Origin of the sequence: Moraxella sp. CTOTU48717 (assembly GCF_032057165.1) — a bacterium.
GTDB lineage: Bacteria > Pseudomonadota > Gammaproteobacteria > Pseudomonadales > Moraxellaceae > Faucicola > Faucicola tetraodonis.
Map to the genome: position 1 here is coordinate 35229 of NZ_DAMBBC010000013.1, position 15500 is coordinate 50728.

The following is a 15500-nucleotide window of genomic DNA, read 5'->3' on the forward strand; positions in this document are numbered from 1 at the left end:
TGATAGGGGGAAGCGGTCAAAATTACAATCACTGCCTTGTAGCCAAATCGTCAAGTATCAGTCCGTATCATCTGGGGTAAGCGTGTAAATTACCGCGCCCACTTGATCGGCATACAGGACTTCGAATGGGTGGTCTGCAGGCTTATCCACTGACCAACTAGCCAGCGATAATTGGCTATCTTCGCCCAGTTTTTGCGACTTATACGCGCCTGTGACCACATGCAGTAAGGAAGGTTTAGTCAACGCTAGCCACGATGGTTTAATGGATAACGTATAGGGCTGAATCAGTAAATGGGTCGCCGACACCGTGCATAATTTTTCAGTCATTTGCATGGGGATATCGCTATTACCTGCCAACATCAGTACATCGTAGGGCTTTCTAGTTGGTGGCTTGAAACGAATGTGAATATAACAGGTTTGGGTCGCTAGCTTTTGCTCATCGGTTAAGGCTAAATCCAAGTGCCATCCCGACACCGCTGTCACTTCCAAGCCATCTTGTTGCCAACGTTGGGCGGTTTGGCAGCTCCTCGGTGTAATCGCACGAAAACTTGCAGATACAGCCTTATCTGTCACATCAAGCCTGCTGTGTTCGACATCATACCCTGCCAGCCAGTAGGCTTTAATAGGTACATGGGTTGCCAGTTGTTGCACCAGCTCATTGACACGAACACTGGGCGTTTGACTAATCACGCCAGTTAATCGGTGAACCTGCTGATTTGCCAACAGCGGATAAATATCACGGTTCAACAGCGAACTGATTTCTTCATCAACTGCAACATTACGGATAGCTGGTTTGGTTTTCAAAAAATTGGGTTTATCCGCCTGCGCAGCTTTGATTTGGTTATCGGACAAAATCAGCCAGCTATCATCGCCTTTCTTTAATAAACTAATCACCAGTTTAGGGTTATCACCAACTGCTAGAGTCGGCTTGTTGTTATTTAGGCTGCGCTGCTGCAGTGGCAATAATATCAACAAGATAGCCAGTGGCAACATCAGCATTCTAGGCAACAAGCCTTTTAACAACCCCAGTAGCGCAATTAACAAGCACAGGGCAAGCTGCGTTTGTGACAAGGCGAAAAATGATTGTTTGGCAACACCCATGTCGATAAGTTGCTTAAGTAAAAGATGAAATACATTGAGCAGGGTTGTTAGCAGCGACCAAATGATTTGGCTTAGCCAATCCCCTACCACGGGTAGCCAACTAACGACGCCTGCCAACATATCCAAAGGTACAATCACTAAGCCTAAAAATGGTACGGCTAGCAAGTTTACCAAGATGCCAATAACCGATACTTTGCCAAAAAACCACACCACGATAGGCAGCATCCAAACAAATAGCCAAATTTGTAGTTTTAGTAACGTCTTGAATTGATGGCTGATGATTTTAACAAAACCACTCAGCACATCGCTGCGTGCAGTAGGCGCTAGTAACTGACTAACATCCTTAATTTCAATGGCGCTAACTGTCCCTATTGTCTCGCTAAATTTTAACAGTAAAACCACCGCCACAAAGGACAACCAAAACCCTGCTTGCCCGACTGCCGTCGGTTCTAGCCAAATCATGCCTAACGCAACCCAAGCCAGCAGCCGATAAGCAGAAAAATTAACCAATAACTGTTTCGACAGCGTAAGCAGTAACAGCATCCAAAATGTCCGCTGGGCAGGTATTTCAAAACCCACCAGCAGCGCATAAAACCCTGCCATCACTACACTCACCCAGAGTACCAATAAACTACTCGGTAATTTGACCAACAACTGCGGCGCAAGCCACTTAACGAGCCATAATAAAAAAACAGATACGATAGAAGCTAGCATCAGCACATGCGGGCCTGAAATTGCCAATAAATGGCTAATCCCCGTGACTTGATAGCGATTCTTAAGGTCGCTATCCATCAGGCTTTTATCACCGGTTAACAGTCCTAATAAGATTGCATGGCTTTGGATAGCGCTCTGAATGGAACTCTGACTAGAAGTTTGACCCGAACTTTGACCAGAAGTTTGAAAAGCAGTTTGGGCAATATCGGTATTTTTAGAAGTGACTATAGCGGTGGATTGTTTCAGCAGGGTTGTATGCAAATTGGCGAGAATTTTTTGGCGTAGTTGCCAGCGCAATTGTTCGATAGCAATAACCATACGGTCTTTCACATGGGTTACATTAAATTCATGTATGCTCGTTTTTTCAATACCGATGATCACTCCCTTTGCTTGCACCCCACGCTGTCTCAACCATTGCGCTTCATCAAATCCTAGCATGAGCGGTTTAGCATTGCTGGGTAAGCTTGTAGGCTTAGGCTTTGCAATGGGCTCAAGCTGCAATTTTACATTAAGCTGCATGCCAGGTCTTAACTGCGACAAGGTCGCTTCCCAATCAGGGTTGTCTTTGATGTTAGCGCTAATCATTGCCGTTAGCGGTGGTTGAGGGGGTGCTGACGATGCATCAGCATCACCGTCCTTATCAACGCGGACTTGCAGGATTTGTTTGATGAAACCATTACCAATCAGGGCATTATCATTTGATAATGGGCTCATTTGGCTCAGCGTATCGCTGATTTGATGCGATTCAACGATGGCATCCACTGTGAGCGCTGAGGGCAATAACGCGTTTTGATACAGCTTATAATGATATAAACCATAACTGACACTCAGCATGAGCGTCAGCAAAAAGATAAAACTTGCTAACAACGGTAAGGCAAAACGGTAGGCTAATGCAGGGTTTGGTGACGCTCGTTTTAGCTGTTTACGCTTGCAGCCATGGTATAAACCTACATTGATTAGCAGCGCTATCAACAGGGCTACTGATAACATCTGCCAAATTTTTGCATCATAACTGGCTATCTCATAACTTGTTAGCGCAGAACCTATCATCAAGGGTTGGTTTGCTAGCGTATTTACCACTAAAAACCCCAACAAACTGGCAACCGTGATGAGCCAAATCATGTTTCAGCCTTGATAAAGATAGCGATAGCTCGCTACTTCCCTTACAATTATCGAATGAACGATATAGTAAAACAAATAGCAACTTTTGGAAATTATTAATCGATGTTGACTCAATTGATTAGCGGCAATGACAAAACCTCAGCCGTAAGGAAAAAAACTATCCAAATCAGTCTAGGGATTGCAGGATTAATACTGGTTGTTGACTGTGGGCTATTGCTGGTCAATCGTGTTTTTCATATTGGCACCCTAGTGCCATTGGGCATAGGGCTAATTTTTTTAGGTCATGCGGTGTACTGGGAGCGTATCCAACTTTATTTGGCGTCACAGCCGTCATTAAAAAAACTATGGCAGCTGGTTTGGCTATTATTTTTTGTCTGGTTGATAAGTTTTTGTATCTTTGTCAGCTATTTAAAACAGCACTTTAACACCGATAACCATCCTAAAGCAGCGCAAGCGATTATTGTCTTAGGTGGTGGAACAAAAGATAACAAGCCGACCGATGCGGTAAAACTACGTTTGGATAAAGCATCTGAAGTCATCAGGCGGTTTGCAAACGCACTTGTGATAACCAGTGGTGGTTTTGATGCAGGGGAGGATGTCAGTGAAGCCAAAGCGATGGCGGACTATTTACATGACACCTATGGTATCAGCTTGGCGAATATTTCGCTTGAAGAACAAAGCACCAGTACCGAGCTTAACTTTGTCCATAGCAAAAAGATTTTAGCGCAGCAAGGGATTGCCTTAAATCAACCGATAATCGCAGTCACCAGTGATTTTCACACCTTGCGCGCAAGCCTTATTGGCAAACGACAAGGATATACCAATTTACAGGTGGTCGGGTCTGACACCCCTTGGTATATCCGTCCAAATGTGTGGTTTCGCGAATACTTTGCTTTTATCAGCGGTTGGCTACTCGATGAGTATTAAGCCACCCACGTACCATTTTGCAAGGCTAATTGTTTATCCGCCAACTGTGCCAGTTGCCGGTCATGGGTGACCATCAACAGCGCGGTATTAAAATCTTTTTGTAGTTCTGATAAGATTTCAAACACCGCCTGCGCATTGGCATAGTCTAAGTTCCCTGTGGGTTCATCTGCCAGTATCAATGAAGGCTTTGTCACCAACGCCCTAGCAATCGCCACCCGTTGACGTTCACCGCCAGATAGCTCGCCTGGGCGATGGGTCAGTCGATGCCCCAATCCTACTTTTTCCAGTAATTCAATAGACTGTTGACGCGCTACTGCGATTGGCACTGCTTTTCGCATCAATAGCGGCATTGCCACATTTTCAATCGCAGTAAACTCCGCCAACAAATGATGAAACTGATAAATAAAGCCCAAATGCTGGTTACGAAGCTCACCGCGCTGGGTTTCATTCAAATCATTGATGCGTTGCCCATGTAACCACACTTCCCCACTGGTCGGCACATCTAACCCACCCAAGATATGTAGCAAGGTACTTTTACCCGACCCGCTTGTGCCAACAATGGCGATGCGCTCGCCACTGTTAATACTGATATCCAAATGATTGAGCACATTCGTGGTGGTTTTACCATCTTGATAGGTCTTGGTGATATTGTTTCCTGTTAAAATCGCCGTCATGGCTCACTCCTATTCATAACGCAATGTTTGAGCCGGTTGAATGCTAGCTGCTCGGCGTGCTGGATAAATGGTTGCCACAAAACTTATTACCAGTGAGGCTGCCACGATGATGGCTACATCTTTCCATTCAAGTTGTGAAGGTAAATAGTTGACAAAATACGCATCAAATAAATGTAACCCAAATAAATTATTGATACCGCCTACCACATCGCTCACGGTCAACGCTAAAATCACGCCCAAAATAGTTCCCGCGACGGTACCAATCACCCCGATAAACAATCCTTGCACCATAAATACTTGGGTGATGAGCTTAGGCGACGCACCAAAGGTTTTTAAAATCGCAATGTCCGCCTTTTTATCAGTCACCAGCATCACCAAGGATGAGACAATGTTAAATGCAGCAACCAAAATAATCAAAAACAGCAACAACCCCACCATAGCTTTTTCCATTTGGATGGCTCCAAATAAATTCCCATGCGTTGATGTCCAGTCACTAGGCATAAGCATATTGGGTGCAAGGCTCGCTGCTTGCTGAGCCACTTGTGGTGCTGCAAACAAATCTTTTAGCTTCATGCGAATACCTTGCGCTCCCGCAGGCAGACGCAATAACGTAGCTGCATCATTCATCGGGATGAATGCCATAATATTGTTGACTTCAGGGCTGATGTCATACACCCCAGTGACGGTAAAACGTTTGAAGCGCGGAATCACCCCAGCAGGCGATGGTGAGGCTTCTGGTAACACCAAGGTGACCATATCGCCTTGTTTCACCCCCAGTGAATCCGCCATTTGCTTGCCAATCACAATGTCAAATTGACCTGCTTTTAGACTATCGACACTACCACTCTCCATATGCTGATGAATAATCGAGACTTTTTTCTCATAGCTTGGCTCAATACCTGTCACCATGATACCTGCGACTTGTCCATTCGCGGTGAGCATACCCTGTAATTGGATAAAAGGTGCGACGGCTTCAACTTTGGGGTTTTTTTGAATAGTTTGCGCCAGTGTCTGCCAGTCTGGGATAATTTCACTCGCAGTGACAGTGGCTTGCGGCACCATGCCCAAAATACGACTCTTAAGTTCGCGGTCAAAGCCATTCATCACCGATAACACAGTAATGAGCACGGCGACGCCAAGCGTCAAACCCACCATTGAAATCAAAGAAATAAAAGAAATAAATCGGTTACTTCGCTCAGCACGGGTATACCGTAATCCTAAAAACAAAGCCAACGGTCGAAACATAGCATTCCTAAAAATTATCACTATTTTGATGATACAAGCAGGCAAAGAAATAACTTATTTCAAAACCATTATTCAAGCCTGCTAAAAGCGTGTTAGTCTGACACACTTTTTTACCATTTTGGCAAAAGTTTTTTTGCAATTTTGCTAAAAATTCGCAGAATCAAACATAACTGCGCAATAAATTGTGGATGTTTTAAGCAAAATAAGGTGAAAAAATTCTGCATGTCCCCATTAACATAGCAGAATTAAATTTCATCCCTGCTTAATCAAGGGTTAATCCATTGTTAACAGATAGGTTAATAGGTGATACTCGTTGACTTAACCGAGATGATTTGAAGGCTGATATTAGCCTATTGATAGCTGATAATGTAATCATTAAAATTTTGATAAATATCGTGACAGCTGTTTAGTTTATTCAGTGTGTTTGCAGTATAAGCCTGTTGTTACTGATAAACCTGTTGTTACTTAAAGGACGTCTTATGACCAATACTCACCAACCCCCTTCTTCAAATGCCCCCAATACGATTAGTCTAAACTGTGATCAAGTGGTTGGTCATGCAGATCACTGGTCATGTTTTACCAACAATATTCCCGATGACGTCCCAAATTGGTTGCAATCGCATATCGATACTGCCACTCTCCCTACCCCACTAAAGACTACCAACGCCACGTCTTCGCATATTTTACTATCGGGTAATCAGCCAATTCATGTCAATCAAGTGATTGAAATTGATAGCAATCGCTCACCCAAACGTTTGATTAATGCGTTTCCTTGTGTCAATAGCCCGTATGGACAATGGGTCACTATTGAAGGTGTCTATAAATGTGACAATCAGATAGAGGCGATTTTGCGCTTAAAAACTGATGACAATACCGTGTTGTATGTATTTGACCAGTATTATGCCATCAATGCGCACAACTATGAAAAAAATCACCGCTACTTAGTCAATCTGAGTGCATTTGCTTACACCGTAAGCTTGAGTAACCGCTCAGAAACCATTGTGGTTGATGAGCCTGAAGCGATTCGCTATCACCGCGCTTTTAATGATATTTTGACCAAAAATAATAACGTTGCCCCAAAAGACCTTGAAGCCCAAATCGCCGCTTGGCAACCTAGCGAAAACGACTTGCCGCTGGAGCCAATTGAAATCAATGTCGGTCATATGTGTGCTTATTTATTTGGTGAAACCATCGGGCAACAAGATGAGGCGTGGTGCCAAGGTCAAATTATTGGCAAACAGACTACCAGCTTTAATGGGGTTGAATTTGTATTGCTTGATGTGGTGATATTACGTGAAAGCCTTGATAATCCTGTCGTTATTCGTTTAGCGGTCAATGCCGATAACATCGATGCAACCATTCAAGTCAACGATTATATTCAAGCCAATATTTGGCTACAGGGGACTATTTTTATGGAAAACCAGAAAAAAGCAGCCACCAATTATAGAGCGTTTTAAGCCTTTCCCCTGTAAGATTATTGATTAATTTTCTTGAAGCCACTGCCCACTATGACAGTGGCTTTGTTATTTTGTAAATAAATGTAAATTTAGCGCGTTATTTTATTTAATTCATTGAATTGACTACAATTTTATATTATCGTTATTTTAAATTTGATTTTAATCAATTTTTATCAATCAACGTCATAAATCCTATAGTGGCTCAACAGCCTACCTAACATTATCCGCTAACGTTTATGAGTGTTCTATCAGTTATTTTGGGAAGATGACCCATGCCAAATCAGTCGACTAAATCCGCAGTTTCTGCTTCAGACACTACCCAAACCCAAACTGGATTGGTAAATCATAGCCCACTCCCACTATCTGCTCAAACGACCCTAACTACCCAAAATACCTTAGCCACTCAAACTAGCTCAGTCAATGGTCTGATGGTTTATACCACAGGTTTGCTACTGTACCCCACCCAAGCACGCGATAAAAAAAATCACCGAATATTATCGATGATTTTCTTTGTGCTCGGGGTGTTAGTGATATTTCGCTTAACGCACGGATAATGCTCGCAATATCCTAAATTATTTGATAAGCCCGATTATACTTGTGTATTGGTTATACTTGTGTATTGGCTAAGATGTCTTTGAAAAGCTGTTTTTGCTCAGCGCTTGGGCTTGCAGTTTGAATAGACATTAATTGTCCCATATCGCCTTCGACACGGATTTTGCCAGACATAAAGGCTTCCATCGCACGGTTCATATCACGATCTAAAAATATCGCTTTTAAGGTATCGGCATCCAGTTTTAAGGTGGTTAAAGCGCCATCTTTCAATCCCTGATGAATTGTCCCATCATAAAAAGCGGCATTGACTTCTTGATTGTCGCTATCTGTGACTTGTAAATTAATTGACATATTTTTAATCGCGGGTGGTAGATTTAAGTCACCGGCTTTGTTGGTTAATTCGTCAACTTTATCAAACCATTCTTGTGTTAAAATTTTAGCCATTTTAAATCCTCATTATCGTTAGTTGTATTAGAACTTGTGCATCTTACCGAGATTTTGTATGAATGACAATTCTCTGACGCATAATAAACCTATTTATAGAGCAACGATAATGGCGCTCGGTTAACCATTTTTAGCATTGTTACTAGATAGTGTATAGGATGTTAAAAAAATCCCCACAATTTACATGGTTTTTTTTATTTTTCATATTATAATGGTTGGTATGTAATTTTTTTTTGCGCTATGAACGTTACATTAGATGATATTTAGCAAAGATTAAGTTACAATACTTGGTGAGAATCGTGAGTTTGAGCCTATTTTACTGCTTGTAAATTTACTGTTTTGCGTCAAGATTTAGCCGCTAATTTCTTTAAAATTCATCGTGAAACTAGCCACTAAACAGTTAGCCTATCTTATAAAAAAATAACTAGCGCCAACGTATCTGACCGGATAGTTTTATTGACAGGCACAAAGGAGATTTCTGCTTAAACTTGTTGATAATATAGGCTGTAAAGGAAATCATCGAATGAATTTACAAAACACAGCAATACCTATTACCGATGATTATGAAGTGGACATCATTAAGTTGTTCTCAATCATGGCGGTAGTATATGGTATTATCGGTATGGCAATTGGGGTGTTCATTGCATCACAATTGGCATGGCCTGCCCTCAATTTTGGTATCCCTTGGCTAACATTTAGCCACTTGCGTCCATTGCACACCAACGCGGTGATTTTTGCATTTGGTGGTTGTGCGTTATTCGCAACTTCATATTATATCGTTCAAAGAACGTGTAAAACGCGTTTATTCGCACCTTATCTAGCCTGGTTCACCTTTTGGGGATGGAACCTTGTTATTGTTGGCGCAATTATTACCCTACCCTTGGGTTTAACCTCAGCGAAAGAATATGCTGAGCTTGAATGGCCCATTGATATTTTAATTGCCGTGGTGTGGATATCTTATGCTATTGTGTTTTTTGGTACTTTATTGAAACGCAAAACCTCGCATATCTACGTTGCTAACTGGTTCTTTGCTGCATTTATTTTGACCATTGCGTTACTGCATATTGTCAATAGTATGTCAATCCCTCTGAGCTTTTGGAAGTCATATTCCTTATTTGGCGGTGCGACTGACGCTATGGTGCAATGGTGGTATGGTCACAACGCCGTAGGTTTTTACTTAACAGCCGCCTTTCTGGGTATGATGTATTACTTTGTGCCTGTACAAATCGGTCGTCCTGTTTACTCCTATCGTTTATCTATCATCCACTTTTGGGCGTTAATCGCGTCTTATATGTGGGCGGGTGGTCACCATCTTCACTATTCAGCACTCCCTGACTGGGCACAGTCTTTAGGGATGGTATTTTCTATCATTTTATTTGCGCCTTCATGGGGCGGTATGATTAATGGTGTACTTACCTTATCTGGCAGCTGGGATAAACTTCGCACAGACCCTATTATTCGTTTCTTGATTGTTGCACTGTCATTCTATGCGATGTCAACATTTGAAGGTCCGATGCTGTCAATCAAAACCGTCAATGCGTTATCCCACAATACTGACTGGACCGTTGGTCACGTGCATTCTGGTGCGTTAGGCTGGGTTGGTATGATTACGGTTGGTTCATTATATGTATTGATTCCACGTATTTGGAACAAACAAAAAATGTATTCAACTGATTTAATCACCACGCATTTTTGGCTGGCTACGGCAGGTACTATTTTCTACATCGTATCGCTTTGGATTTCAGGTATTGGTCAAGGTATGATGTGGCGTGCTACAAATCCAGATGGAACGCTGGTATATAGTTTCGTTGATACTGTCTTGTTCTCGCACTATCCTTACATTGGTCGTGCATTTGGTGGTTTATTGTATGTCACAGGTATGGTAGTCATGGCTTACAACGTTTACAAAACTATCACGATGCCAAGCACTAAAACTGTTGAAGTAGCGGATACCACTACACCTGTAGTAGAAACTGCTACCGTAAAACAGATTTAAGGAGAGACTCATGCAACTCAATCATGAAATTATTGAAAAAAACACGGGTCTTCTACTTATCCTAATCGTTGTAGCTATTAGTTTTGCGACTTTGGTAGAAATCGTGCCATTGATTTATACCAAAGAAGTTAACCAACCTTTGCCCAATATGAAGCCATGGACCGCACTTGAGATGGAAGGTCGTGATATTTATATTCGTGAAGGCTGTCACGTCTGTCATACCCAAATGGTTCGTCCTCTTCGGGCTGAAGTGGAACGCTATGGACCTTACTCGCGCGCAGCTGAATCCGCTTGGGATCATCCCTTCTTATGGGGGTCCAAACGTACTGGACCTGATCTTGCGCGTGTCGGCGGACGCTATTCTGATGACTGGCAACGTGAACACTTGATTAACCCACAATCATTGGTACCTGAGTCTGTGATGCCATCATTTGCTTGGTTAGCAAAAAATGACGTTAACCCTGGAGAAGTACAAGCAAAAATGCGTCTATTCCGTGACCATTTTGGTGTGCCTTATAGCGATGCTGATATTGCAGGTGCACCTGATGCGGTACAAGGTAAAACTGAGCTCGATGCTGTTGTTGCATATTTACAACAACTGGGCACTGCAATGAAAGGTCAACGTTAATGTTGGGCACATTACACAGTATCGCAACGGTCGCAGCGTTTATCGCTTTTATTGCGATTGTTTGGTGGGCTTACTCGCCAAAGAATCGCAAACGATTTGAAGAAGATGCAAAACTTGCGTTAGATGACGAAGACCTAACAGGTGCATCACAACGCAATAAGGATAAAAAATGAGTGGATTTTGGAGTTTTTGGATAACCCTATTTTCCATCGCTTGTTGGGCTTGGATTTTGTTCTGGTTAGTCGGTGTATTGGGTTATCGCCCAAAAATGTCGGATGACGGTACTACAGGCCATGAATACGATGGTATCCAAGAGTTTGACCGTCCATTACCAAAATGGTGGTTAGTAATCTTTTGGGGTTCATTAGCTTGGGCACTACTATACATGCTATTGTTCCCATCAGTAATGCCAGGCTCATGGAAAGGTATTACTACGGTAAAAGTAGATGGTCAAGATGTTCCTTGGACCAGTGCTAATGAATTAGCATCCGATCTTGAGCGCAATAATGCCGTATTTACTGGCACGTTCAATGATAAAATCTTAAAAGACAAAGCGGTAACGGCGCAAATTGATAGCCTTGCTAAATTACAAGCGCAGCAAGCTAAAAATGCAGAGCCCAATGCTGAATTAAAATCGCAAATTGATAAAGGTATTGTAGGACTGGCACCTGCCGTTCTAAAACTTTCTCAAGATCCGCAAGCGATTAAAATTGGTCAGCGTTTGTTCTTACAAAACTGTTCAGTGTGTCATGGCTCACAAGCGCATGGTGCACCCGGTTATCCAAACTTGACGGACAATGACTGGATTTATGGCGGTACACCCGATAAAATCTTGTTAACCCTAAATCATGGTCGCGTGGGTGGTATGCCAGCTTGGAAAGCGCAGATTGGTGAAGATGGTGTTCGCGCCGCAGCTGAATACGTACTATCACTATCACCCGGTCATGGTTCAAAAGAAAATGGTCAGTTGAACCAAACTTTGGTTAATCAAGGTAAGGCTATTTTTGATACCAACTGTGCGGTATGTCACGGTAAAGATGCCAAAGGTAACCATGATATCGGTGCGGTGAATCTTACGGATGACATTTGGTTATATGGTGGCGACCGTGAAACGGTTCGTACTACGTTACGTAACGGCCGTGCCGGTGTGATGCCACATTGGGATACCAAATTGGGTAACGAGCGTATTATGTTATTGGCGGCGTATGTTTATTCATTAAGCGATCACAAACAAGACGCTTCTGTGATGACGCCACAAACTATCGTCAATAAGGAACGTGGTGCAGCCTCTACCCCAGTTGAAACTGCAAATGCGGTAAAATCTGCGGTTGCTAGTGTGGTAAAGTAATTTTTACCCGCCACTTAAAAAAGCGAGTTTTAGTTACTCGCTTTTTTATTGGCGATTGACTTGTCCCTCTTTACTTGCCTAGTTTTACATGCCTAGTTTTTCAAAGGCAGTTTCATCAAAACCAATGATTAACTCACTGTCTGAGACAACAATCGGGCGCTTAATCATACTTGGCTTAGCCACCATCATATCTAACGCAGTATCAACATCTTGATTCATTTGGCCTTTTTGCGCATCGCTAAGGTTGCGGTAGGTTGTACCTTTGGTATTTAATACCTTATCTATACCTGCTCGCTTTACCCAATTGGCTAATGTCGATTTATTTATCGCCTGTTTTTTGTAGTCAAAAAATTCATACTCCAAACCCAGTGCAGTTAATTTATCAAACGCCTTTTTCATGGTGCTACAGTTTTTGATACCGTAGATGGTGATGCTCATATTGGCTCCTTTTTTTATCGCAATTTTTACGGTTTTAGGCTATGCTATGGGGCTTAAAATACTTTCCCATTCAAATACTGCAAATTCAGACCATTATGAGTAATTCAGCTTTAACCAGTCAATACCAACCCCAAGAGATTGAGCCCGCCCAACAACAAAAATGGGAACAACATAATCGCTATCAAGTAAACAACGCGGCATCTGATAAGCCATCACGTTATTTGCTGTCTATGTTTCCTTACCCCAGTGGTAAACTGCATATGGGACATGTGCGCAACTACACGATTAGTGATGTGTTGAGTCGTTACTATCGGTTAAAGGGTTATGAAGTATTGCAACCAATGGGCTGGGATGCGTTTGGTATGCCTGCAGAAAATGCGGCGATTGCCAATGCTGTTGCCCCTGCTGCGTGGACATTTTCAAACATTGATAACATGCGCGCGCAGCTCAAATCATTAGGACTATCGATTGACTGGTCACGTGAATTTGCCACTTGTACGCCAGAATACTATAAGTGGGAACAATGGCTATTTGTACAACTGTTCAAAAAAGGCTTGGTATACAAAAAACTCTCAACAGTGAATTGGGACCCTGTTGATAATACTGTCCTTGCCAATGAGCAAGTGGTGGATGGTCGCGGTTGGCGCTCAGGTGCGCTAATTGAAAAGCGCGAAATCCCCATGTACTACTTTAATATCACCGCCTATGCAGACGAGCTGTTAAATGATTTGGATAAGCTAGAAGGCCATTGGCCACAGCAAGTAATTACCATGCAGCGCAACTGGATTGGTCGCTCTGAAGGCATGGAAATTCATTTTCCCTATACCTTAAATGGTGAAGAAAAAACCTTAGATGTATTCACTACCCGTCCTGATACCTTAATGGGCGTGACTTATGTATCGGTGGCAGCTGAGCATCCACTGGCAAAACACGCTGCCGCGACAAATCCTGCCCTACAAAGCTTTATTGAAGCCTGCAAAAAAGGCTCAGTTGCCGAAGCAGACTTAGCTAAAGCTGAAAAAATGGGTATGGACACGGGTCTGACTGTCACCCATCCGTTGACCGGTGAGCAAGTGCCTGTTTGGGTCGCTAACTACGTCTTAATGAGCTACGGTTCTGGCGCTGTCATGGCAGTCCCTGCGCATGATGAACGCGACTTTGAATTTGCCAATAAATACCAGTTACCTATCAAGCAAGTGATTGACCTAGACGAACCACACAAACAAGGTCAACAGTTTGATGCAACCACTTGGCAAGACTGGTATGGCGATAAGCAAAATGGCGTGGCTATTAACTCGGGCGAGTTAGACGGTTTAAATTTTAAACAAGCCTTTGACAAAATTTTAACCCAACTTGAGCCAAAAGGCTTGGGTAAAAAAACCATCAATTATCGGCTACGCGATTGGGGAGTATCTCGCCAGCGTTATTGGGGTTGCCCAATTCCGGTTATCAACTGTACAGACTGCGGTACAGTACCTGTTCCTGAAAGTCAGCTGCCTGTGGTATTACCTTTGGATGTAGTGCCCGATGGGCGTGGCAATCCCCTCAACAATCTTGCTTCATTTACCGACGTCAACTGCCCATGTTGCGGCAAGCCTGCCAAACGTGAAACCGATACTTTCGATACTTTTGTAGAATCAAGCTGGTATTACGCGCGTTTTGCCTCACCCAATTATACCGATGGGATGATTAATAAAGTCGCGGCCGATAAATGGCTACCTGTAGATCAATATGTAGGCGGTGTTGAACACGCCGTGTTACACTTACTGTATGCGCGTTTTTTCCACAAACTTATGCGTGATGAAGGCTTGGTGCAGGGTGATGAACCTTTTGCTAATTTACTCACCCAAGGCATGGTCTTGGCGGGTACTTATCTTCGCGAAAATGCCGATGGTAGCAAATCCTATTACTTTCCAGAAGAAGTTGATATCCGCTACAACGATAAAGGTCAGCCCATTGAAGCGACCTTAAAAGCCGATGGTCAGCCTGTCAAAATTGGCAAAATCGAAAAAATGTCGAAGTCAAAAAATAATGGTGTCGACCCCCAAGCGACCATTGATCAATATGGCGCAGATACGGTTCGACTTTACACCATGTTTACCGCGCCTGTCGACCAGACGCTTGAATGGATTGACGATGGACTAAAAGGTCCGTATAACTTTTTGAAAAAAGTCTGGCGTTATACCATCGAGCATGCCGAAACCTTGGCACAACAATCTTTAACCGCAGCAACGCTATCGGTGAGTGACGCCCAGTCGCTGAGTAAAGCTGCTAAAAGTCTACGCCGTAAAACACATGATACTATCGGCAAATTAGATGACGCGTTTGGCAAAAACTTGGCACTCAATACGCCTGTGTCATTTTTAATGGAATTGTCGAACGAACTCACCGCGTTTGACATTCATTCAGACAGAGATTTGGCGGTAGCCAATGAAGCACTTATAACATTATTGACCTTGCTCACCATGTACGCGCCGCACATGGCAGAAGTCCTACTTGAGCAGTTAGGGATTGATGTGATGACACTAACCTATCCCACCGTTGATACTTCAGCCTTGGTACAAGACACTATTACCATGGTGGTGCAAGTCAATGGCAAAATCCGTGGTCAAATGGATGTGGCGCCAAACAGTGACAGCGATTGGTTAAAAGCCGAAGCGAAACAACTCGACAGCGTCGCTAAATTCATCACCGGCGATATCGTCAAAGAAATCGTGGTGCCCAATAAACTGGTTAATATTGTGGTAAAAGCCTAATTGATTATAAGGGCTTATTGGCAACCTAAGCCCTTTTTGACCTTAAAGCTTTATAATAACTTGAAGCTTCATAATAAAGTGTTATCACAAGCAATACC

Annotated in this window: 13 protein-coding genes; 8 read left to right on the forward strand and 5 right to left on the reverse strand. The window is 42.9% G+C overall.

Features of this window, described 5'->3' with window-relative positions; genetic code table 11:
• Window positions 1-57 precede the first annotated feature (57 nt).
• Window positions 58-2937, reverse strand: coding sequence for a ComEC/Rec2 family competence protein (locus RT084_RS08745; protein ID WP_313099306.1), 2880 nt, complete (start codon window positions 2935-2937; stop codon window positions 58-60).
• 102 nt (window positions 2938-3039) lie between these two features.
• On the opposite strand from RT084_RS08745, the gene RT084_RS08750 reads away from it, so the two are divergent.
• Entirely contained in the window at window positions 3040-3864 is an 825-nt protein-coding gene (locus tag RT084_RS08750) for a YdcF family protein (RefSeq protein WP_313099309.1), read from the forward strand.
• On the opposite strand, the gene lolD is transcribed toward RT084_RS08750, so the two are convergent.
• Both lolD and RT084_RS08760 read right to left on the reverse strand, forming a co-directional pair.
• Window positions 3861-4538, reverse strand: coding sequence for a lipoprotein-releasing ABC transporter ATP-binding protein LolD (lolD, locus tag RT084_RS08755; protein WP_007115912.1), 678 nt, complete (start codon window positions 4536-4538; stop codon window positions 3861-3863). The two genes, RT084_RS08750 and lolD, sit on opposite strands and share 4 nt — an antisense overlap.
• A 9-nt stretch (window positions 4539-4547) precedes the next feature.
• Window positions 4548-5783, reverse strand: a complete 1236-nt coding sequence (locus tag RT084_RS08760) for a lipoprotein-releasing ABC transporter permease subunit (RefSeq protein ID WP_040403462.1) — start codon at window positions 5781-5783, stop codon at window positions 4548-4550.
• 479 nt (window positions 5784-6262) lie between these two features.
• Here RT084_RS08760 and RT084_RS08765 point away from each other — a divergent pair, with 479 nt between their 5' ends.
• Window positions 6263-7240: a hypothetical protein gene (locus RT084_RS08765; protein ID WP_313099313.1), complete on the forward strand. Its 978-nt coding sequence runs from the start codon at window positions 6263-6265 to the stop codon at window positions 7238-7240.
• 272 nt (window positions 7241-7512) lie between these two features.
• The gene (locus tag RT084_RS08770) at window positions 7513-7794 is read left to right on the forward strand and encodes a hypothetical protein (RefSeq protein ID WP_313099315.1); all 282 of its coding nucleotides are present in this window, start codon (window positions 7513-7515) and stop codon (window positions 7792-7794) included.
• Window positions 7795-7846: 52 nt separating this feature from the next.
• Here RT084_RS08770 and RT084_RS08775 read toward each other — a convergent pair whose 3' ends face one another.
• Window positions 7847-8236 carry an SCP2 sterol-binding domain-containing protein gene (locus RT084_RS08775; protein ID WP_036597947.1) on the reverse strand — a complete coding sequence of 130 codons (390 nt, stop codon included), beginning with the start codon at window positions 8234-8236 and terminating at the stop codon, window positions 7847-7849.
• A gap of 523 nt (window positions 8237-8759) precedes the next feature.
• Here RT084_RS08775 and ccoN point away from each other — a divergent pair.
• The 4 genes from ccoN to ccoP are packed head-to-tail and all read left to right on the forward strand — an operon-like array spanning window position 8760 to window position 12208.
• On the forward strand, window positions 8760-10232 hold the full coding sequence (gene ccoN, locus RT084_RS08780) for a cytochrome-c oxidase, cbb3-type subunit I (RefSeq protein ID WP_313078023.1): 1473 nt from the start codon (window positions 8760-8762) through the stop codon (window positions 10230-10232).
• A gap of 10 nt (window positions 10233-10242) precedes the next feature.
• On the forward strand, window positions 10243-10860 hold the full coding sequence (ccoO, locus tag RT084_RS08785; protein WP_065252990.1) for a cytochrome-c oxidase, cbb3-type subunit II: 618 nt from the start codon (window positions 10243-10245) through the stop codon (window positions 10858-10860).
• Window positions 10860-11033 (forward strand): cbb3-type cytochrome oxidase subunit 3, encoded by a 174-nt coding sequence (locus tag RT084_RS08790; RefSeq protein ID WP_050325699.1) that lies wholly within the window; start codon window positions 10860-10862, stop codon window positions 11031-11033. The genes ccoO and RT084_RS08790 overlap by 1 nt, the downstream gene beginning before the upstream one ends.
• A complete protein-coding gene (gene ccoP / locus RT084_RS08795; RefSeq protein WP_313099321.1) occupies window positions 11030-12208 on the forward strand; it encodes a cytochrome-c oxidase, cbb3-type subunit III in 1179 nt (392 codons plus the stop codon). The genes RT084_RS08790 and ccoP overlap by 4 nt, the downstream gene beginning before the upstream one ends.
• An 84-nt stretch (window positions 12209-12292) precedes the next feature.
• Here ccoP and RT084_RS08800 read toward each other — a convergent pair whose 3' ends face one another.
• Complete coding sequence (locus RT084_RS08800; RefSeq protein WP_313099324.1) at window positions 12293-12646, reverse strand: Spx/MgsR family RNA polymerase-binding regulatory protein; 354 nt, start codon at window positions 12644-12646, stop codon at window positions 12293-12295.
• A gap of 95 nt (window positions 12647-12741) precedes the next feature.
• On the opposite strand from RT084_RS08800, the gene leuS reads away from it, so the two are divergent.
• On the forward strand, window positions 12742-15402 hold the full coding sequence (gene leuS, locus RT084_RS08805; RefSeq protein WP_313099328.1) for a leucine--tRNA ligase: 2661 nt from the start codon (window positions 12742-12744) through the stop codon (window positions 15400-15402).
• Window positions 15403-15500: the final 98 nt, after the last annotated feature.

Excerpts from the sequence above, each read along its gene's own strand:
- leuS (WP_313099328.1), top strand. The coding sequence starts at position 12,742 with ATGAGTAATTCAGCTTTAACCAGTCAATACCAACCCCAAGAGATTGAG.
- lolD (WP_007115912.1), bottom strand. The coding sequence starts at position 4,538 with ATGACGGCGATTTTAACAGGAAACAATATCACCAAGACCTATCAAGAT.
- RT084_RS08800 (WP_313099324.1), bottom strand. The coding sequence starts at position 12,646 with ATGAGCATCACCATCTACGGTATCAAAAACTGTAGCACCATGAAAAAG.
- ccoO (WP_065252990.1), top strand. The coding sequence starts at position 10,243 with ATGCAACTCAATCATGAAATTATTGAAAAAAACACGGGTCTTCTACTT.
- ccoP (WP_313099321.1), top strand. The coding sequence starts at position 11,030 with ATGAGTGGATTTTGGAGTTTTTGGATAACCCTATTTTCCATCGCTTGT.
- RT084_RS08765 (WP_313099313.1), top strand. The coding sequence starts at position 6,263 with ATGACCAATACTCACCAACCCCCTTCTTCAAATGCCCCCAATACGATT.
- RT084_RS08790 (WP_050325699.1), top strand. The coding sequence starts at position 10,860 with ATGTTGGGCACATTACACAGTATCGCAACGGTCGCAGCGTTTATCGCT.
- ccoN (WP_313078023.1), top strand. The coding sequence starts at position 8,760 with ATGAATTTACAAAACACAGCAATACCTATTACCGATGATTATGAAGTG.
- RT084_RS08770 (WP_313099315.1), top strand. The coding sequence starts at position 7,513 with ATGCCAAATCAGTCGACTAAATCCGCAGTTTCTGCTTCAGACACTACC.
- RT084_RS08750 (WP_313099309.1), top strand. The coding sequence starts at position 3,040 with ATGTTGACTCAATTGATTAGCGGCAATGACAAAACCTCAGCCGTAAGG.
- RT084_RS08745 (WP_313099306.1), bottom strand. The coding sequence starts at position 2,937 with ATGATTTGGCTCATCACGGTTGCCAGTTTGTTGGGGTTTTTAGTGGTA.
- RT084_RS08760 (WP_040403462.1), bottom strand. The coding sequence starts at position 5,783 with ATGTTTCGACCGTTGGCTTTGTTTTTAGGATTACGGTATACCCGTGCT.
- RT084_RS08775 (WP_036597947.1), bottom strand. The coding sequence starts at position 8,236 with ATGGCTAAAATTTTAACACAAGAATGGTTTGATAAAGTTGACGAATTA.